This window comes from Paenibacillus farraposensis (assembly GCF_020736845.1).
GTDB classification, from domain to species: domain Bacteria; phylum Bacillota; class Bacilli; order Paenibacillales; family Paenibacillaceae; genus Paenibacillus; species Paenibacillus farraposensis.
Genome location: NZ_JAFFQR010000064.1, coordinates 502,796 through 523,563, shown reverse-complemented (window position 1 = coordinate 523,563; position 20,768 = coordinate 502,796). Strand labels below are relative to the sequence as shown.

The window sequence follows — 20,768 nt, the reverse complement described above, 5'->3', positions numbered from 1 at the left end:
TTGAAGGAGGGTGTTATGGGAGAGCAAACGATCATCCGCTTTGAAGGGGTGACCAAGCAATATGACAACGATCACCCGGTGCTGGTGAATGTCAGTTTTGAAATTGAGCGTGGGAAATTTTATACATTGCTGGGTCCGTCTGGCTGTGGGAAAACGACGATTTTGCGTATGATTGCGGGCTTCGCCGAGCCGACGGAAGGCTCTATTTATTTAAACGACAAGCTCATTAATCATGTTCCAGCCAATGAACGGCAGGTCAACACCGTGTTTCAGGATTATGCGTTATTTCCGCACCTGAATGTATTTGAAAATGTCGCTTTTGGTCTGCGCATCAAAAAGATGAACAAAAAAGACATTCAGGAAAAGGTTACACAGGCATTGTCCTTTGTCAATCTGGAGGGCTACGGTGAACGGGAAATTTCCGAAATGTCCGGGGGACAGCGTCAGCGTGTAGCCATAGCACGGGCCATCGTCAATGAGCCGGAGGTTCTGCTGCTGGATGAGCCGTTATCCGCACTCGATCTGAAGCTGCGCACAGAAATGCAGTACATTTTGCGCGAAATGCAGCAGCGCCTTGGCATTACTTTTATTTTCGTTACGCATGATCAGGAGGAAGCCCTGGCCATGTCGGACGAAATTTTTGTCATGAACAAAGGAAAGATTGAGCAAAGCGGCACGCCTAACGATATTTATGATGAACCGATCAATCGGTTTGTGGCCGATTTCATTGGTGAGTCGAATATTGTCCCCGGGCGTATGATTGCAGACTATCAGGTGGAATTTAACGGTCGACAGTTTGAGTGTGTAGACGGAGGGCTGCGTCCGAACGAACCGATCGAAATCGTGATCCGGCCGGAGGATTTGGAGATTACCAGTGTTGCTGAGGGTAAGCTGCGTGTAAAGGTGGACACCCAATTATTCCGCGGGGTTCACTATGAGATTAGCTGCTATGATGATTCGGGGCAGGAATGGCTGGTGCATTCCACCAAAAAAGCGGAGCTTGGCAGTGAAATCGGCCTGCACTTTGACCCGGAAGCGATCCATGTGATGCGTTTCGGGGAAACAGAGGAAGAATTTGATCGGCGTCTGGAAGCCTATGAAGAGGTGGATCAGCATGTCCGGTAATACAAGAGCAGCGTACCTGCTGCCTTACTATTTATGGATTGTGCTGTTCGTAGTAGCACCAGTTGTACTTGTATTTTACTACTCTTTATTTGATGTAGATGGTCATTTTACACTCAGCAACTATGCACAGTTTCTGACACCCGTATATTTGAGCATGACGCTCAGCTCGTTTTGGTTTGCATTTTTAATCACGGTATTTTCGCTTCTGGTGGCTTATCCAGCGGCGTATTTGCTCACACGAACCAAGCATAAGCAGCTGTGGCTCTTGCTTATTATTTTACCGACATGGATTAACCTGTTGCTCAAAACGTATGCTTTTATCGGGATTTTCGGCACCTATGGTCCGGTGAATGCCGTGTTGGGTATGATTGGGCTGGGGGGACAGCAATTACTGTTTACCAGTTCCAGCTTTGTGTTTGTGTCGGTGTATATATTTGTGCCCTTTATGATTTTGCCGATTTTTAACGCGCTGGAGGGATTGAATCCTTCGCTGCTGGATGCTGCGCGTGATCTGGGAGCCTCCAGGTGGACGACATTTCGCCGGGTTGTTTTCCCGCTAACGCTTTCGGGCGTACGATCCGGATGTATGGCGGTGTTCATTCCTGCGCTGTCGCTATTTATGATTACCCGTCTAATCGCAGGCAACCGTGTTATTACGCTGGGAACGGCGATTGAGCAGCATTTTCTGGTGACACAGGATTGGGGCATGGGCTCTACGGTTGCTGTGTTCCTGATCCTGGCAATGGCGATCATTATGCTTGTTGCCTCAGGGACGAAACGGAGGGTGCGACATGACAAATAAAAATCGATTCGGGAATATGTATTTGGTAATCGTCTTTCTCGTGCTGTACGCACCCATTTTGTATCTGATGTACTATTCCTTCAATAGCGGCGGGACGATGCATAAGTTTGAAGGGTTTACGCTCCAATACTATAAAGAGGTGTTTGCAGACACCCGCTTGATCATTATTGTTATTAACACCTTGGTGATCGCGCTGCTGTCGTCTGCGTTGGCTACAATGATCGGCATCATGGGAGCGCTGGCTATTCACCAGATGCAGAATCGTCGGGTCAAACATACACTGCTGTCGCTCAACAATGTGCTGATCGTGAACCCGGACGTCATCATTGGCGCGTCCTTCCTCATTTTATTCACGATGGCTGGAATCAAGCTGGGCTTCTACTCGGTATTGTTATCCCATATTGCATTTAGTGTGCCGATTGCGGTCATTATGATTTTGCCGCGGCTGCAGGAAATGAGTCCGTCTCTGGTCGACGCCGCGCGTGATTTGGGCGCCAGTCGGATGGATGTACTGACCAAGGTGATTTTACCCTTTATCAAGCCAGGGATTTATGCGGGCTTTTTTATGGCGTTAACCTATTCGCTGGATGATTTTGCGGTAACCTTTTTTGTGACAGGCAGCGGCTATTCGACCTTATCGGTAGAAATTTACTCACGGGCCCGCCAAGGGGTTTCCTTGTCCATCAATGCGTTGTCCACGCTCATTTTCCTGTTTACGGTGCTGCTGGTGGTGGGCTATTACTTTATTATGCGCAAGGCAAACCGTAACGGGAAAAAAGAGCCTGCGGCGGAAATGGGGGTGCCTAGATGAAGTCGCTTGTGCGTGTGTTTCTCTCCATTTTTATCATCTCGTTCAGTCTGATGGGGGTGGCTGCTTGGCTTAACTCCAGTCAGGGCTATTCAGGCGGTAACACGCTGACGGTGTACAACTGGGGAGACTACATTGATCCTGAGCTGCTGGAAAGGTTTCAGAAGGAGACGGGGATTACCGTCATTTATCAGACATTTGACTCCAATGAGGCGATGCTGACAAAAATCGAGCAGGGTGGGACCTCGTTTGATGTAGCGGTTCCTTCGGAGTATGCGCTGGCTAAAATGAAGCAGGAGCACCTTTTGCTTCCACTGGATCACAGCAAGCTGCCGAATTTGAAGCATGTGGATGCTCATTTTCTGAATCTTTCATTTGACCCGAACAACGAATACTCGGTTCCGTATTTTTGGGGGACTGTCGGGATTGTGTTTAACCCGGAACTAACCAAAGGAATTGATTTTCACAGCTGGGATGGCCTGTGGAATCCGAAGCTGCGCAACAATTTGCTGCTGGTCGATGGAGCTAGGGAAATTATGGGGATGTCGCTGAACAGTCTCCACTATTCCTTGAATGATACGAACAAGGCGCATTTGCAGCAGGCTTTGGCGAAGCTGGAGAAGCTGGCACCCAATGTCAAGGCTGTTGTCGGTGACGAAATTAAAATGCTACTGGCAAACGAGGAAGCTGCTGCGGGGGTTGTATGGTCCGGCGATGCGTCCGAGATCATGGACCAGAACGACAAGCTGGATTATATCGTGCCGAATGAAGGCTCCAACCTGTGGTTTGATAACATGGTTATTCCTAAAACAGCTACCCATGTGGATGCGGCTCATAAGTTCATCAATTTTATGATGCAGCCGGATGTAGCGGCTCAAAACGCCGAGTTTGTAGGCTACTCCACCCCTAACAAAGACGGTAAAAAGCTGCTGCCTGCAGATATTTCTGGGGATGAGAGATTCTACCCTCCGTCCGAAATTACGGATAAGCTAGAGGTGTATGACAATCTTGGCAAGCGGATGCTGGCTCAATATAATGAACTATTCCTGCAATTCAAAATGCATTTAAAATAGGAGAGCGGCGTGGAATCAGGTCGTGCTTAAAGCAACGCACTCATGAATCCCACACCGAGGTGAGAGGGAGTAGAGGAAGAGCAATCAGGCCGTTGAATCACTTGTATGGGTGGTTTGTTATTGTCCCTTTTGAGTAGACAGTTTGGAATAAATCCCCTTACTGTCTTGTACTCAAAAGGGATTTTTTACGTCCGATATCAAGTTGAAAATATGTTTGGAAATTAGTTTTTTATAAATTTTTCCTATAGAGCTAGATTAAATTAACGGAGGAGATTACTTCAATGAGCATTTCATTAAGAATAGAACGCAAATCCGGTGGTGAGCCGATCGAGTTTGTAAAAGGTGAGATCATTGGCTTTACTTATAAAATAATAGTTCCATAAACCTTTCAGCTAAGTCTCCAAACTTGACTCATTCGCTACATATTCGAAGCAAAATTCCGCTTCATTCGCTTCCTTCAGTTGTGGACAATGCGGATAATTCCAACATGCTGTACACATGGGCAAACACAGAATATAAACCTGATACTGAGGATTACTATCGCAAATGTAATATCCAAATCGTGAGAAATGAAAACACAATTCGAGATATTACGTTTACACACGCTTACGTAGATGAGTATCAAGAACAGATTGATACCAGCAAAGAGATCCTTGAGTTTGAACTTGTTTTAAAACAAAAAGAAGATCAATTGGGAAAAATTCAATACAATCCTCAGTTAGAACCTAAGGAAACAAGAGAAAAGGATCAGTCTGATGTCTCGCAAAAAGTACTGGAAGGCGCATATAGTAAGAATATGTTAGTGTATGCAGGAAATAATACTTTTCCGTTTGAAAATCCGATGGTAGAACTAGAAAAGACTTGGGTGCGAGGTGAAGAACAGATAAAAGATTCGACAGACACTGTAATACATTATCCTGATCGTAAAGCATTTACATTAGTAGCTGTTCCTATAACGCGAAAGAAGTACGGAGACATCACAGCCAATTTACTTTAACATTCACTTGATTACAGACCAGGGAATTTAAACTTTAACGAGTGTCATATGAGGCGCAGCAAGTTAAAAAATCTAAAGAACATAATATGTACGTAATTGATAAAGCAGTTCAAAAAGCTAACGATAAAAAAGTTAGAAGTTTTTCAAGTAATGATTCTATTGCAATTGAGAGTGATAGAGATTTATATAATGCTTTTCATAAAATGAAGTACAAAATAGAGGGAACATATGTAAACGGGCAATGGAAGATTACTACAATATATTATGATAAATATAATTTCGAGTTTAATTTTAAACAAATGTTTACTGGGGACAACAAACTCGGTTGGGCTGCGGCCAATCTAACAAATATAATGGAATCATGGGGAACACTCAATGAGTATACATCTTTTGTTACAGTAACTGAATACAAGAAAAGCTTAGAAGTGAGGTGTAATTTGCAGATGAAGCGTAGATATATCTTTATCTGATCTCTCTACTAGTTATAGCTACAATTTTAATTTTATTGTCAAATTCAGGAAACGATACGATACGCAAGTACCCTTATGGCAAAGATACGTTAGAGTTTTTTGGCGATGGGACTTTTCAGATATACAGAGGAGGAGGATCAGGTGAGCCTCCAATAATACACTCATCAAATTGAAGCTCCAAATTCAGTGATTGATAACGTTTTGTCTTATAAGATAAAAAAAATATTGTATATGTGATTGGTGAAAATAGCTTTATTAAATTGGATTCAAGTACCAACACATACGAGCAAAAGAAACGGATTTCCGACTTTACTTTCCGAAGATAGAGAAATATTCAATGAATTAATAGAAAAATAGAGGAATATCATAAGCAAATGTGGTTGCCAAGGAGCTTTAATTTGTTCACAAAGGTTAAGTTAACGCGGTTTAGTTAAGTATCTACCTCTTTCCCTTACACTGCACACATGTTAGAGATTTGAGGGACTTTAAGGCGGGGAGTAGCGAAGCGGGCCATTTGAATCTGGAGAAGTGGAGCGGTCGCCTTTGCTGTGGGATTCTTATCTATAAATGTTTTATACAATCCAAAGAATCCCCCAGCAACAGCAATCGGAAGATCAAATGGACGCGTAGCGCCTCTCCCCACCTTAACTCCCTACAATTCTTCTAGCAAACCGCTCTATTTTATCCAGCCCTTGTTCAAGCACATCCTGTCCGTAAGCGTAGGACAAGCGAATGTATCCTTCACCATAGGAGGAAAAAGCATCGCCCGGTACGACAGCCACTCCATGCTCTTTCAGCAGCTTCAAGGTGAAATCCATCGAACTTAATCCAAAATGGGCGATGGAAGGGAACAGATAAAAGGCCCCTTCGGGTTTCTCGAGCGGAATCCCCATGTCTGTCAGCCTTTCATGCACATAGTCACGTCGCTTGCGGTACTCTTCGCGCATCGGAAGTGCATCATCCACACCGGCGGTCAGAGCTTCCAGCGCTGCATATTGGCTGATCGAACTGGCACAGGTCACGTTGTACTGATGTACCTTGACCATGTGCTGTGTAATTTCAGCAGGCGCAAGTGTGAACCCGATACGCCAGCCTGTCATGGAATGCGATTTGGACAAACCGTTGATGACGATAGTGCGTTCCCGCATACCCGGAAGAGCCGCAATGGATACGTGGGGTAAGTCGTAAATCAGCTCGCTGTAAATTTCATCTGAAATGACAAACAGATCACGTCCCTTCAGCAATTCCGCGACTGCTTCCAACTCTTCACGACTCATTACCCGCCCGGTCGGATTCGATGGGTAGCCGAGGATGACTGCTTTTGTCCGCTCGGTCAGGTAAGGCTTCAGCACCTCAGCGGTAAGCTTGAAGTCGCTGCTGCGGGTATCGGCGAACACGGGAATACCGCCTGACAAACGGATCAACGGCTCGTATCCCGGATAGATCGGTACAGGCAGAATGACTTCATCGCCGGGTGATAAAATCGTGCGCAAGGTAATATCCAGCGCTTCACTGGCACCGTTTGTTACGATCACCTCATCCTGTCCACGGTAATTCAGCCCGTATTTATGAGCCACAAACGCAGCTGCGGCCTCTCGTAACTCGGGTAGTCCGGGGTTAGGCGTATATGAGGTGCGTCCTTCGTTAATCGTCCGATGGGCGGCTTCCATAATATGCGCAGGAGTAGGGAAATCCGGCTGTCCAATCGTTAAGGACAGGGTTCCGGGCAATGCGGCCACCTTGTTGGCGATTTTGCGGATACCGCTGATTTGAATGTTTTTAACCTGATCATTAAGCAAATGCTCCATAGCGTGTGTGCCACCTTTTTCTGTATTAGAACAAGTTTACAATAATATGATCTGATTTTGCTACGGCAAGAAAAAATTCATTTTTACATAATTCAGATACGGGATTGACTAATTTATGTTATCTTAAATGATGACTTATATTGTAAGCGTAATCAAATCAAAAAATGAGAGGAGTGAGCCCTTTTGAAGCAAGCCTACATAGAAACAATGTTATCCAAAAAATTAAAAGGTCTTGGAATGGTTTGGCTCAGTACCATACTGGTGTTTTCGGGAGGAACGGGATGGTTATGTGGTGGAAGAGCTGAAGCAGAGCCTGCACCTTTGCTCGAACAGGAAGCGCTGCAAAGGCCTGTAACGGTTGGGACAAACGTTTATCAAGAAGTCAATTTGCCGAAAAAGCTTCGCATCCACGACATTCAGGGAGCAGCCCACCGTTCACCGTATGAGAGACAAAAGGTAGCAGAGGTTGAAGGCATTGTTACGATGGTAAAGGGAAGCAGCTTCTATATGCAAGAGGCGGATGATCACGTAGATCAGGATGAAAAAACATCCGAGGCTATTTTAGTGTACAAGCCTGGCAGTGGTGTAAAGCCTGGTGATGAGGTACGGGTTAGCGGCTCGGTGAAGGAGTATATGGAAAAAACCTATGCCAGCAAGCCCATCGACCTGACCACTACAGAAATAGTCGCCTCTTCAGTAACGGTGGTTGCCAAGGATCGTCCGCTGCCGACTCCGGTTCTGCTTGGGAAGCATGGACGTGTGATGCCAACGGCGGTTGTCGATAATGATGGAATGGCGGAGTTTGATCCTCAGGAGGATGGCCTGGACTTTTTCGAAAGTCTGGAAGCGATGCGTGTAGAACTCGACGATGCGACTGTGATCGGACCTTATGGGTATGAAATTCCGGTCAGGATTGATAACGGATCGAACACAGGCGAGGTGCTGACCAAGGCGGGCGGACTCATGCTGACAGACAGAAGTCTGAATCCGCAGCGAATTTTGATTAACGGGAAGCCTTCGGTCCCGGTGAAAACAGGGGATCGTTTTGCCGGGCCCGTCACGGGGATTGTCAGCTACAGCTTCAGCAACTACAAGCTGTTGCCGGAGCGGCTGCCAGATATTATACCGGGCGGTCTCCAGCCAGCCAGCACGAGTCTGAAGCAAGATGATCGCAAGCTGACAGTCGCTTCCTTTAATGTGGAAAACTTTGATCCCGGTGATGGAAAACGGATTGGTCAGCTTGGACAGGCCATCGTTGTAAATTTGAATCACCCGGACATCATAGGTCTGCTGGAGGTTCAAGACAATAACGGTGAGAAGGATGATGGCACCACAGACGCTTCCAAAAGCTTTCGTGTGCTAATTGAAGCCATTCGTTCCCATGGAGGACCGGAGTATGCTTTTACGGATATTGCACCTGAAAATAATAAGGATGGCGGCGCCCCCGGCGGTAACATTCGGGTCGGTTTTCTCTACAACCCGCAACGTGTCACGCTGACGGACAAGCCTAAGGGCGATGCAGTGACGTCTGTCACTTACAATGCCCGGGGACTGTCTCTCAATCCGGGTCGCATTGATCCCTTGAATGCAGCATTTGATGATTCACGGAAGCCGTTGGCCGCCGAGTTTGAGTTTGGAGGTCAGCAGGTGATGGTGGTTGCAAACCATTTTAATTCCAAAGGAGGCGATCAGGCGCCATTTGGAGGGGCTCAGCCGCCTGTGCGAAGCAGCGAAATACAGCGGGCGAAGATTGCGGGGATTGTAAATGGCTTTGTGAAGTCGGTACTGCAGGTAAATCCCAAGGCTAATATAGTAGTGCTCGGGGATTTAAATGATTTTCAATTCTCTCAAACATTGACTTTGCTGCGGGGACAGGAATTGACCAACCTGATCGACAAGATGGATGAAAAGGAGCGATACTCCTATATTTATGAAGGGAATTCGCAGACACTAGATCACATACTGGTCAGCGCGTCCCTGCGTGCAACATCCGTGCTGGGCATCGTTCACATCAATGCAGATTTTAGTGCGGCGGACGGACGGGTAAGCGATCATGACCCGCTGGTTGCCCAAATCGGTTTGCCGCGCAAAACAGACCAACCGCCAACAAACGGTAGAGGCGGACGCAAGGACGACGATGATGAGGAACAGCAGCATAACGAAGGGAACGACAATACCGGGAACGGCAGCAGCGGCAGTGCTAATGGTCGTGCCAATAGACAGAGTCAGACATCCGATGATGATTGGAACAAAAGCAGCCCATCCAATTCAAATGTAGTGACGTCAAGGCAGTAGTGAATGGAGCGGAGCAAAATGATGAACATCCTGTCAGGAGCAGGCATTATAAAGGGAGATCAAAGATAAAAGGGGTGTTTTGCTCCAACTGCATCCACAACGAGGGCAGAAACGGCTACTGTATTATCCCGGACCTTGGATATGCTAAATAAGGAGTAATCGATCAATCCTGTAAATGTCAGATTGATTGACTTTATACGATAGTTAAGTTATCTTTTGTTGAGAAACAGTGTGTAAAATTCAATTTTACGAGGGATGAAGAGGTGAAAATGTCATGGGAGTAACAGCCAAACAAATTTTTGTGAATTTACCGGTTAAAAATCTGCAGCGCTCCGTTGATTTTTTCACGGCTATCGGATTTGAATTTAATGCTCAGTTCACCGATGAACAAACAACCTGTATGGTTGTGAGTGAGCATATCTTTGTCATGCTGCTGGAGGAAGAACGTTTTAAAGAGTTCACTACAAAAGAAATCTCGGATGCAACCAAAAGCACGGAAGCGATTATCGCTTTATCTGTGGAGAGCCGGGCAGAGGTGGACGAGCTTGTTCACAAGGCTTTGCAGGCGGGAGGCAAACCTTCAAACGAACCTCAGGATCATGGCTTTATGTACGGATGGAGCTTTCAGGATTTGGATGGCCATCTGTGGGAGCTGTTTTATATGGCAGAACAATAGCTGAAACCAATGTGGAAAAAAAAGAATGCTGTGGAAAGTAAGAATCCATCGGCTTTATAGAAGCTGGCGTTAATGATAATTTGTCATTGAATTGCGTAACCTTTTTCCGCGTTAATTCAACTGGAAAAGCACGGGAATGGGAACGTATAATGAAGAGAGGGACCCTATAAAGTCTCTGTATGAAAATTCGAGCTCGTCCAGATTAAAGATCGTAACACACACAGCGGAGGAATTGAGAATATGAGGCTGGAGCATGATTTTCTAGGTACCAAGGAAGTGCCATCAGACGCCTATTACGGTGTGCAAACAATGAGGGCAAAGGAAAATTTCCCGATTACAGGCCAACGGTTGCATCCTGAGTTGATTAAGGCTATGGCGATCGTCAAAAAGGGAGCAGCGAAGGTAAATATGGAGCTGACTCGTTTGCATCGTTCCAAAGCAGAGGCCATCATTCAGGCAGCTGACGAGATCATTCAAGGGAAGCTGCACGACCATTTCATCGTCGATCCGATTCAGGGCGGCGCAGGCACGTCTATCAATATGAACACAAATGAAGTGATTGCAAACCGGGCACTGGAACTGATGGGCAAGCAGCGCGGAGATTATCAGGAGATCAGTCCCAATAATCATGTCAATATGGCGCAATCGACGAATGATGCTTTCCCTACAGCAGTCCATTTGGCTGTATTAAGCATGATTGACCAGCTGCTGGTAAGCATGAGTGAGCTTCAAGAGGCGTTTTCCAATAAGGCGAAAGAGTTTGACAGTGTGATTAAAATGGGCCGGACCCACTTGCAGGATGCGGTGCCAATTCGACTGGGACAGGAGTTCCAGGCCTATGCGCGCGTGCTGGGCCGTGATATCAAGCGTGTCCGTGCGACCAAGCAGCATCTGCTGGCGATCAATATGGGCGCAACTGCCGTCGGTACCGGCCTGAATGCTGACCGTCGGTACATTCAGCGTGTCGCTGAGGTACTGGCAGAGATCAGTGGCTTTCCATTAGAAGCTGACGAGAATCTCGTTGATGCCACACAAAATACGGATGCCTACACCGAAGTATCTGCTGCATTGAAAATTTGCATGATGAACATGTCCAAGGTAGCTAATGACATCCGTCTGATGGCCTCAGGTCCACGTGCTGGTCTCGGTGAGCTGAGTTTGCCTGCTCGTCAGCCGGGGTCATCCATTATGCCAGGCAAGGTAAATCCGGTCATGTGCGAGGTCATTAACCAGATTGCTTTTCAGGTCATTGGCAATGACCACACGATCTGTCTCGCTTCTGAGGCGGGACAGCTGGAGCTGAATGTAATGGAGCCTGTGCTTGTTTACAACCTGCTGCAATCGCTGGAAATTATGAAGCAGGGCTTCAGCGTCTTCCGCATCCATTGTGTGGAAGGGATTGAAGCCAATGTAGAGCGGTGCCGTGAATATGTGGAGAACAGCGTAGGCATTATTACAGCCCTCAATCCCCACCTTGGATATGAGGTCGTATCCCGCATTGCTCGCGAGGCCATTACGACAGGAAAATCGGTACGTGAATTGTGTTTGCTGTATAATGTCTTGACCGAGGAAGAGCTGGATATTATTTTGGACCCATATCAAATGACTCAGCCTGGCATTGCCGGAGAATCTTTGTTAAATCGTGAATAATTTTGCGGAGTCTAGAGTTTAGACAGCTTTGAGGCAAGACGAAGATAGCCCCGTCGAATCCGGCGGGGTTTTTAATATGTAAACCTATAAGATGTAATACGTGAGCCAGGTATAGTATGGCAGATTTTCTGTCACGGATTATCGCCTGCACATGTGCAAAAAGGGGAAGAGGAACGTTGCTGGAGCAATTATTGGCATATAAGGAATTAGGGATTGGACTCATTATAATGTTCGTGTTGCTGGTGCTCATCGTCAGAGGACTGATGCGTGGCCACCGGAATCGGATTTTACGCGATCTGGACCCCCGAAAAATCGGCATTCAGGATATCGATCGGATGGAAGACGGCTCGGAATTCGAGCTTTATTTGCAGCGGCTCTTATCCGCCCTCGGCTATCATGATATTTATAAAACCACTGGCAGCCGGGATTTTGGTGCGGATCTGGTGTTTACAGACCGTGCAGGCGACAGAATCGTAATCCAAGCCAAGCGTTATGGTGTACAACATCCGGTAGGATTGGGGGCTGTGCAAGAGATTTATACCTCTATGCGTTATTATGCAGCAGACAAGTCTGTCGTCATCACCTCCGGGCGTTATACCGAATCCTGCAAAACGCTGGCTGCTGTAAACGGGGTTAAATTACTGGACCGTGACGATTTGGTGGACATGATTGATTGGTTCAAAACAAAACGCCGTGAGGAAGCCATGGATTTAATAGAAAGTAAAGTAGATGTAATGGTCACTAAATGGAGTGGAAAATAAATAAGTTTGGGGACTGACGGTTAGGCGATTTGATTCAAGTCTGACAGCAGTCCTTTTTGCATGAAGAGGATAAATAATAATCCATTATATATCCAAAAAAACAATAATATTAAAAATATACTTTTTGTGTTTTATGCATATTATTGTATATTTTTGGTTGTAAATGAATTATATATAATTTTGTTAGTAAGTTTGGGTATGCAGATCGGTCATAAGGTCGATACTTTGGTGTTTTTGAAGATAAATACGAAGATTAAGCGATAGCTGTGCCCTTCCGCGGTGCGGTACATTGACTTCATAATAAGCGACAGCCATATGGCCGACAACGCTGGAGGGTCAAAGCGGGCGGACGCCGGGCCCGGTTTACTTTTTTGGAGAAGAGGGCGCGTAATGAACAAAAAGCCATGGCAAATATATGTGCTGGTTGCGGCAGGAGTAGCTATGCTGTCTGCCTTACGGTCAGGGCGGATACGCCATGGAAGACAGCGGAAGCATTTCTGGAGGACGCCAGAGTCCATCCGGGCAAGCTGAAAATGGGCAATGCAGGCACAGGGAGCATTTGGCATCTTGCCGCCGCAATGCTGTTCCGACACTACAGCAGGCTACCGGGCTGCGTGTCAAGAATGCAGAGACATTTCGCCAAGCAGCTAAAGGAGAGCCATGGCACTTTTGCGAAGCTGACTTCCCGACCTCGGTCTGAGCCGCAAGTAACACGGCCTTTGCACTGCCAAAAACGAAAGGGTGGAACGGGTTATGAAAATCAAACAACGCAGGCTTTTGTGGGTGCAGTTTTACCATTTTTGGTCGGATTTGTTTTGGGGAATCTGGATCTTGATTTTCGCAAATATTTTGGCAACGCCACGCAAGCCCTGATTCCATTTTTCGGCTTTGCACTTGGCTGTTCCATTGATCTGAGTGTTATTGTCCAGACGGGTGTGCTCGGTATTTTATTAGGCATTTTTGTTATCATTATTACTGGCATTCCACTGGTTCTGGCAGATAAATATTTCGGCGGAGGTAATGGTACAGCAGGGATTGCAGCCTCCAGTACAGCAGGTGCAGCGGTAGCCAATCCGGTCATTGTTGCCAATATCAAGCCGGAGTTTTTGCCTGTTGCTCAATCAGCCACGGCATTAGTTGCCGCTTCGGTCATTGTCACCTCCATTTTGGTACCGATTTTGACAGCGTATTGGTCCAATTATATGAAGCGTAAAGGAGAGTCCAAAGATGCAGGACCTCTAAATCCGGGCGCAGATATGCCAAAATAAAGTTCGGATGAGGCTGGCTTTTATATTCATCTCAATTACCCGGGAAATGCTTTTGCAAGTACGCATTAGTTCCTCACATCCAAACTTGTCCTAAAACACTTCTGCAAGCATACATATGTAGCAGAGGAGTGTGATGGATTTGGAACACAAGGTGTGTCGCTACTACCAGTTAAAGCAGAAGCAAAAAGAAATTGAAGGCGAACTGAACGATCTACGTCATGATATTACGACTCATTGCGCACAGCAGGGAATCGCCGAATGTGAAATTGGCAGCTACCGGGTCAAAATTGTGCAGCAAAACCGCAAGGAATATGATCACACCAAGCTATATCATTCTCTGCCTGATCCACAGTTATGGCGATTGTTATCCAAGCCGGATGCTGCGAAGATTGCCAGTCTGCTTAAATTAAAGGTTATTGCAGAAGAGCAAATAAAAGATGCCGTTGCTCTCAAAACGGTGACGCTGCTGCAAGTGGATAAAAAATAAATAAAAGAGCCAGCCCGTTTTTTCGGAGCCAGCTCTTTTATCTATGTGTAATATCAGATACCCTTATCCGTTGTCCCTTTGCTGTAAAGTAGCGATATTTACTCATGAGCGGAAAAAGTTATCCTTTACTCCAGCATACAGTTCTGATGCTCTTGTTATGGACGCGACATCATCTCTATGCGCTACTTATCGGACAACCCTTTTCCCATTCCTTTGAGAAAATGAATGCCGAAGCCCATCGCCCGGTTCACGTCCGGGTCATTCATCGCCTTCATAAGATCGCGCAGCCTGGTTTTTTTATGCTGCTTTAGATGCTCTTCGGCATCGTTCAGACCTGTAGTAACGCTGCTTGCCAGCTTTTTCATCAGCTCAGGGTTGATCTCGGACAGTATTCCGGCTGTGCCCATCAGATTGTTGATGATATTCGTTACAGGCTTACGCGTTGCTTGTCCCACAGCGATTTTGACGATGCTTTCTTTCGCTTTTAGCATTGACTGCGCCGCTTCCAGAAGACCGCTGTCGTGCAGCTCACGTACAATGTCGAGCGTCTTCTGCAAGGCAGCTCCGTTATCCGCCAGATCAGCGGTAAGCTGATCCAGCGCTTGTTGTTGTCGTTCTTCTTCTGTCAAAATACGTTTTCTCGCGATTGAAATAGGCTTAGCCACGAGTTTGACCTCCTTATCTTTGATCTACCAAATCGACATAGCCAGGACGGTTCCACTTACGGTTCACTTCAACCCCGTTTTGCGGATGACGCTGTTTATAGCGTGGATTGATACGCGGCAGCGGATTTTGACCGTCTACCTCCAAAATTTGCATCCGCACCTTGGTTTGTTTATAGGCCGGTGTGCGGGTAATGACATCAAACGCTCCACCGGTTAACAGGTTGACAGCACCGTCATGACTGGTGGAGTGCATAGGCACATAGATTTCAGTTCCCTGTACCCGGTCAGTGACCACAACTCGCAGCTTGACTGCGCCATAAGGCGATTCCAAACGAACCAGCGATCCGTCCTTGACTCCGCGCTCCTCAGCCAATTCAGGTGATACTTCCACAAATACTTTGGGGAGCTTGAGCTGGATGCCTGCTGATTTGGTTGTCATATTTCCTTCATGGAATTGTTCGAGCAGTCGGCCATTATTTAAGGTCAAGTCAAATTCAGCCGGGTACTGTACCGGTGGTACATATTCGAAAAGTCCCAAACGTGCTTTTTTATCGGGGAAATTAAAGCCGTTGGTGTGTAGCAGCGGCGTATTGCTGCCATCCGGTGAACCCCAATGGAAGCTGTTCCAGCCTTCCAATATGTCGTAATTGCATTGAGCGAAAAATGGGGTAAGCGAGGCCATCTCCGCAAAAATTTCACTCGGATGGCTATAATCCCAATCAAATCCCATATACTTGGCAAATTGGCTGAAAATCCACCAATCCGGTTTGCTGTCCCCCACAGGGCGCAGTGCCTCATACAAACGCTGTACACGCCGTTCAGTATTGGTGAAGGTACCGTCCTTTTCAAGTGAAGGTACGGCTGGCAAAATGACATCCGCGAATTGCGCTGTTTTGCTCAGGAATACATCCTGAACGACAAGAAAATCCAGAGACGCCAGCATTTCCTGCGTATGATTGGAGTCCGCATCCACCCATGCCATCTCTTCTCCGGCGATATACATCGCTTTAAGCTCACCTGTTGCAATAGCCTCCAGCATTTGAATGTTATCCAGTCCGCGTTGATCCGGAATCTGTACGCCGTAAGCCGCTTCGAACTTGGCACGAATGGCATCGTTCGTCACAGGCTGATAGCCAGGGAAAATGTCCGGCATGGTGCCCATGTCAGCAGCACCCTGCACATTGTTATGTCCGCGGAGCGGATATGCGCCTGCACCTGGACGCATAAAGTTTCCAGTCACCAGCAGCAGGTTGGCAATGGCGATTGAAGTGTAGGAGCCCGCGATATTTTGCGTCACGCCCATGCCCCAGCAAATGGCGGTGCCGTCGGCTTCGTGAATCATGGTCGCCACCTGAATCAGCGTTTCTTTGGAAATGCCTGTTTCCTGTACGGCAAATTCCAGTGTGTACGTTTCCAGCAACTTCAAATATTCGGGATAGAAGTTGACGTGTTCTTCAATGAATTTCGGATCATGCCAGTTTTGGTCGATGATATATTTGGCTACCGCGGATAACCATACATAGTCCGTACCTTGCTTCGGACGAATGAACAAATCTGCACGATCCGCCATTTCGTGCTTCCGCAAATCCACTGAAATCAGCTTCTGACCGTGCAGCTTATGCGCACGTTTGATGCGGGTAGCCAGCACCGGATGCCCTTCGCCCGGCGCACAGCCGACCAGTATGACCAGGCCTGCCTTGGCAATGTCCTGAATGGTGCCGCTGTCTCCGCCGATGCCTCCAGTGTATTGCAGGCCCCATGATGCAGGAGATTGGCAATATCGCGAGCAGTTGTCAACGTTATTCGTCTGGAACACCTGACGTGCCAATTTTTGCATCAGATAATTTTCCTCATTGGTAAATTTGGACGAGGAAATAAAGCCGAGCGCCTTCCCGCCGTAGGTTTCTTTAATAGCCCCCATTTTACTAGCCATCAGGCTCAGCGCTTCTTCCCAGGTTGCTTCTACAAATTCGTCGCCTTTCCGAATTAAAGGCTTGGTCAAACGCTGATCGCTGTTCACAAAATCCCAGCCGAACTTGCCTTTGACGCATGTCGAAATCCCGTTGACAGGTCCGCCCGAGCTAGGCTGCACCTTCAAAATTTTACGGTCTTTGGTCCATACCTCAAAGCTGCAACCTACACCGCAGAACGTGCAGACCGTTTTCGTTTTTTTCGTACGGGTTTCGCGCATCGCTGCTTCGACTTCGGAAATAGCAAAAATGCTGCTATAGCCTGGCTCCACTTCCTTGATCAAATGGATCATCGGATTTAACAAATCCTTATCCATACCGCTCATGAAGCCAGCCTCACCCAGCATGGATTTTTCCATCAATGCATTGCAGGGGCAGACCGTTACGCACTGACCACAGCTGACGCAGGAGGAATCGTTAATTGCTACTCCGTCATCCCACTTGACGCGAGGGCGTTCAGCTTCCCAGTCCAGAGACAGTGTTTCATTGACCTGCAGGTTTTGACATACCTCTACACACTGGCCGCATGCAATACATTGGTTGGGGTCATAGCGATAAAATGGATGGGACATATCTACTTCCGTCGGGTCCACTTTCGGCCGATACGGATATTTTTGATGTTCAATTTCCATAAGCTCTGCTGTATTATGCAATTTACAATTACCGTTGTTGTTATCGCACACTGTGCAGTAGAGGAGATGGTTTTCTAGCAGCCGGTCCATAGCCTCCGTTTGAGCCGCTTTCGCCCGATCCGAATGCAAATGGATGTTCATTCCGTCTGAGGCCTGTGTCGAGCAGGAACGCACCAGCTTTCCGTCTACTTCGACGATACAGGTGTCACAGGTACGGATCGGATCGACTTGGGGGACGTAACACAGTTGGGGATGGGCAATGTTGTTTTCGTTAATGATTTCAAGAATTGTTGCATTGCTTCTTGCTTTCAGCTCCTGTCCGTTTAATGTAATTTTGATTGTACTATCAATCACGGTTCAGGCTCCTTTCAGATTTTGAATTTGAAAATTAGAAATAAAAAAACTCCACCATAAACACAAGTGCCATCAACTAGCACTTGTGTTTATGGTGGAGTAGTGACCAAGCTCTAAGTCCTGGAGGCCAATCCGCCATAGGAATATGTATTAATAACAAACAGTACGCACCGCCTGTATATCAATCACTGATGAGAAAACAAAAAATATGTCATTTTCTGCATGTCATCTGGTGTAACTATAGCGTAAAATTTAAGATAGTTCAACGTGTATTATTAAAATTTTTGTAACGGATTTTGCAAAATCTTTCATTGATAATGATTATCGTCTGAGAAAATGAAAAAGCATTGACAAACGTTCGAGGATTGCTAACAATAGAAATGTATTCTATTGCAGAGCAGTCATAAATGGAGTGTACGTGGGGAATCGCGTATATTTTATTTGTCGCAGCGCTTGTTAGTTTGATTTTTCTATATCATACGATGTAAGGATTCGTCAAATCCTGATGTAGATAAATTAACCGGCATTTAGCAGACTCTTCGATGATCCAAGGCGAAGAAGTTGTTGTGATGCCGGTTTTTTGGCTCTTAGGCTACATGAAAGCATCAGCCCAAGAAGCCTATAATGATGACGGATTGAGGTGAACGTGATGACCAACCGCAGCGACGATCAATGGAATCGTCCGTTACGGGACTTGAGAATATCCGTCATAGACCGATGTAATTTTCGATGCCGGTACTGTATGCCGGAAGAAATCTTCGGGCACGATTATCCTTTTTTGCCAAAAGAAAAAATATTGACCTTTGCGGAAATTACACGGCTTTCCCGTATTTTTGTCTCTCTCGGTGTAACGAAGCTGCGTATTACTGGCGGTGAACCATTGCTGAGAAAGGACTTGCCTTCGCTCATTCATTCGCTAACCGGGCTCGAAGGAGTTGAGGATATTGCAATGACGACGAACGGCGTATTTTTGTCCAAATATGCTGCGGCACTTCGGGAGGCAGGACTGAACAGAGTGACGGTTAGCCTGGATTCGCTTGACGATGATCGGTTCCGCCGAATGAATGGGGGAAAAAGCAGCTTAAAGGCGGTGCTGGATGGTATTGATGTTGCGGCTCAAGCGGGCATGCAGGTGAAAATAAACATGGTCGTGCAAAAGGGCTTTAACGATCAGGATATTTTGCCCATGGCCGACTATTTTCAAAGGAAAAACCATATTTTGCGTTTTGTTGAGTTTATGGATGTGGGCAACACGAATGGCTGGAAACTGGATCAGGTCGTTTCCAAGCAGCAAATTCTTCATACGATCCATGAGCAAATGCCGCTGGAGCCTGTCCAGCCCCAGTATAGAGGTGAGGTGGCGACGCGTTACAGGTATCGGGACAGAGACGGGGAAATCGGCATCATTTCGTCTGTTACGGACGCCTTTTGCTCCACATGTACGCGGGCGAGAATTTCCGCTGAAGGCACCTTGTACACGTGCCTGTTTGCCTCTCGAGGATACGAGCTTCGCGCGATGCTGCGTTCCGAACAGTCCGATGATGAGATCAGAGCTTACATTGAGCGTGTTTGGAGAGGACGAACTGACCGCTATTCAGAGGAACGACTGACCCATACGCAGCGAGCGTCGTCCAAAATTGAAATGTCACATATCGGCGGGTGAGCCGAGAAGCCAGCCTGCCAGAACCAAAGGAGTTGAGCACATGGAAAATCCAGCTGAGGTAAACCGTGCGATTTTTCGTTATTGTGACGGTGAAATCAAGTGTTTGGAGGACGCTGTGGTGACAGAGCAACCGGTGACCATCAAAATCAATCAGCAAGAATTTGCCACCATGGTGTGCACACCGGAGTATTTGGAGGATATGGCAGTAGGCTTTTTGGCCTCGGAAGGCGTCATTCAACGATACGATGATATTGAGCATATTTGGGTTCAGGAAAAAGAAGGTTTTGTTCATATCAAAACCCGGCGGATGAATGAATTTTATCAACAATTTCATTCCAAACGGTATATTACCTCCTGTTGCGGAAAAAGCAGACAGGGTTTTTATTTTGTGAATGATGCTAAAGTGGCCAAAAGAATGAAGGATATCCATGTGACGCTGGCCTTTGACGACTGCTTCCGCCTGATGAATTTAATGCAAAGCTCGGCACAAACCTTTCAGGAGACCGGAGGCGTCCATAATGCCGCGCTGTGTGACAAAAACGGGATCATCCTGTCAAGAATGGATATCGGCCGCCACAATGCGCTGGATAAAATCTACGGGCATTGCCTGAAAAATAATATTGTATTACATGATAAAATCATTGTATTCAGTGGACGCATCTCATCTGAAATCCTGCTGAAGGTTGCCAAAATTGGCTGTGAAGTTGTTTTGTCCAAGTCAGCCCCCACTGAGCTTGCGCTTGAACTGGCCGAGGATTTGGGGATTACTGCAGTCGGCTTTATACGAAGTCATTCTTTGAATGTGTATACGCATCCTGGACGTATTGATGAACTGGTGGAATCTAAAATATAATATGAGAATCCTCAATGTACATTATTAAGTTAGCCAGCATGGACTAAACCCCTTCCGCGGTACTGGTTCATGTTGGTTTTTCTTGGTGCATATATGGACAGTCTGTGTACCTGAAAAGGGGTGAACATATTAGATGAAATATCACATTCAAGTATTTGCCGGCCTTGCGGAACAGCTGGGAGGGCCTGTGATCACGGTGGTTGCTGATCAGGAAACGATGACTATTACCGCGTTAAAAGGCTTGTTGTCCGAGCGTTTTCCTGAGGCAGCCGCCCAGTTGCAAGGTTCCTTTGTAGCCAGAAATCAAGCCTATGCCGCGCCGGAAGACCTGGTGAGTATACATGATGAGATTGCGATCATTCCTCCGGTATCAGGGGGATAGATTTCATACAGGCTGGTTTATTTCGATAA

18 protein-coding genes are annotated in these 20,768 nt (G+C 46.6%); 15 read left to right on the top strand and 3 right to left on the bottom strand.

Going from position 1 to position 20,768, the window contains the following annotated elements:
* The first annotated feature begins 15 nt into the window (after positions 1-15).
* The 6 genes from JO375_RS12130 (at position 16) to JO375_RS12105 (ending at position 5,275) form a co-directional block, all read left to right on the top strand.
* Positions 16-1,125: an ABC transporter ATP-binding protein gene (locus JO375_RS12130; protein ID WP_229524711.1), complete on the top strand. Its 1,110-nt coding sequence runs from the start codon at positions 16-18 to the stop codon at positions 1,123-1,125.
* A complete protein-coding gene (locus JO375_RS12125; protein ID WP_229524710.1) occupies positions 1,115-1,927 on the top strand; it encodes an ABC transporter permease in 813 nt (270 codons plus the stop codon). Before JO375_RS12130 ends, JO375_RS12125 begins: the two co-directional genes overlap by 11 nt.
* Complete coding sequence (locus tag JO375_RS12120; protein WP_229524709.1) at positions 1,917-2,738, top strand: ABC transporter permease; 822 nt, start codon at positions 1,917-1,919, stop codon at positions 2,736-2,738. Before JO375_RS12125 ends, JO375_RS12120 begins: the two co-directional genes overlap by 11 nt.
* Positions 2,735-3,808, top strand: coding sequence for an ABC transporter substrate-binding protein (locus tag JO375_RS12115; RefSeq protein WP_229524708.1), 1,074 nt, complete (start codon positions 2,735-2,737; stop codon positions 3,806-3,808). Before JO375_RS12120 ends, JO375_RS12115 begins: the two co-directional genes overlap by 4 nt.
* A 562-nt stretch (positions 3,809-4,370) precedes the next feature.
* Positions 4,371-4,805, top strand: coding sequence for a hypothetical protein (locus tag JO375_RS12110; protein WP_229524707.1), 435 nt, complete (start codon positions 4,371-4,373; stop codon positions 4,803-4,805).
* Positions 4,806-4,846: 41 nt separating this feature from the next.
* Positions 4,847-5,275, top strand: a complete 429-nt coding sequence (locus JO375_RS12105) for a hypothetical protein (protein WP_229524706.1) — start codon at positions 4,847-4,849, stop codon at positions 5,273-5,275.
* 644 nt (positions 5,276-5,919) lie between these two features.
* Here JO375_RS12105 and JO375_RS12100 read toward each other — a convergent pair.
* The gene (locus tag JO375_RS12100; protein ID WP_229524705.1) at positions 5,920-7,083 is read right to left on the bottom strand and encodes an aminotransferase A; all 1,164 of its coding nucleotides are present in this window, start codon (positions 7,081-7,083) and stop codon (positions 5,920-5,922) included.
* A 183-nt stretch (positions 7,084-7,266) separates the two neighbouring features.
* Here JO375_RS12100 and JO375_RS12095 point away from each other — a divergent pair, with 183 nt between their 5' ends.
* The 6 genes from JO375_RS12095 (at position 7,267) to JO375_RS12070 (ending at position 14,220) form a co-directional block, all read left to right on the top strand.
* Positions 7,267-9,378: an endonuclease/exonuclease/phosphatase family protein gene (locus JO375_RS12095; protein ID WP_229524704.1), complete on the top strand. Its 2,112-nt coding sequence runs from the start codon at positions 7,267-7,269 to the stop codon at positions 9,376-9,378.
* A 274-nt stretch (positions 9,379-9,652) separates the two neighbouring features.
* Positions 9,653-10,054 (top strand): VOC family protein, encoded by a 402-nt coding sequence (locus JO375_RS12090; RefSeq protein ID WP_229524703.1) that lies wholly within the window; start codon positions 9,653-9,655, stop codon positions 10,052-10,054.
* 240 nt (positions 10,055-10,294) lie between these two features.
* On the top strand, positions 10,295-11,704 hold the full coding sequence (gene aspA / locus JO375_RS12085; RefSeq protein ID WP_229524702.1) for an aspartate ammonia-lyase: 1,410 nt from the start codon (positions 10,295-10,297) through the stop codon (positions 11,702-11,704).
* 116 nt (positions 11,705-11,820) lie between these two features.
* Positions 11,821-12,465 carry a restriction endonuclease gene (locus tag JO375_RS12080; protein WP_377530302.1) on the top strand — a complete coding sequence of 215 codons (645 nt, stop codon included), beginning with the start codon at positions 11,821-11,823 and terminating at the stop codon, positions 12,463-12,465.
* Positions 12,466-12,869: 404 nt separating this feature from the next.
* A complete protein-coding gene (locus JO375_RS12075) occupies positions 12,870-13,733 on the top strand; it encodes a 2-keto-3-deoxygluconate permease (protein WP_229524701.1) in 864 nt (287 codons plus the stop codon).
* Between the two features lie 133 nt (positions 13,734-13,866).
* Positions 13,867-14,220 (top strand): hypothetical protein, encoded by a 354-nt coding sequence (locus JO375_RS12070; RefSeq protein ID WP_229524700.1) that lies wholly within the window; start codon positions 13,867-13,869, stop codon positions 14,218-14,220.
* Between the two features lie 182 nt (positions 14,221-14,402).
* Here JO375_RS12070 and JO375_RS12065 read toward each other — a convergent pair whose 3' ends face one another.
* The gene (locus JO375_RS12065) at positions 14,403-14,885 is read right to left on the bottom strand and encodes a DUF1641 domain-containing protein (RefSeq protein ID WP_229524699.1); all 483 of its coding nucleotides are present in this window, start codon (positions 14,883-14,885) and stop codon (positions 14,403-14,405) included.
* A 13-nt stretch (positions 14,886-14,898) separates the two neighbouring features.
* The gene (fdhF, locus tag JO375_RS12060; RefSeq protein ID WP_229524698.1) at positions 14,899-17,841 is read right to left on the bottom strand and encodes a formate dehydrogenase subunit alpha; all 2,943 of its coding nucleotides are present in this window, start codon (positions 17,839-17,841) and stop codon (positions 14,899-14,901) included.
* A 649-nt stretch (positions 17,842-18,490) separates the two neighbouring features.
* Here fdhF and moaA point away from each other — a divergent pair.
* The 3 genes from moaA to JO375_RS12045 all read left to right on the top strand — a co-directional run bounded on the left by moaA (position 18,491) and on the right by JO375_RS12045 (position 20,739).
* Positions 18,491-19,504, top strand: coding sequence for a GTP 3',8-cyclase MoaA (gene moaA / locus JO375_RS12055; protein ID WP_229524697.1), 1,014 nt, complete (start codon positions 18,491-18,493; stop codon positions 19,502-19,504).
* A 40-nt stretch (positions 19,505-19,544) separates the two neighbouring features.
* Entirely contained in the window at positions 19,545-20,357 is an 813-nt protein-coding gene (gene fdhD / locus JO375_RS12050; RefSeq protein ID WP_229524696.1) for a formate dehydrogenase accessory sulfurtransferase FdhD, read from the top strand.
* 133 nt (positions 20,358-20,490) lie between these two features.
* Positions 20,491-20,739: a MoaD/ThiS family protein gene (locus JO375_RS12045; protein ID WP_229524695.1), complete on the top strand. Its 249-nt coding sequence runs from the start codon at positions 20,491-20,493 to the stop codon at positions 20,737-20,739.
* The last annotated feature ends 29 nt before the right edge of the window (positions 20,740-20,768 follow it).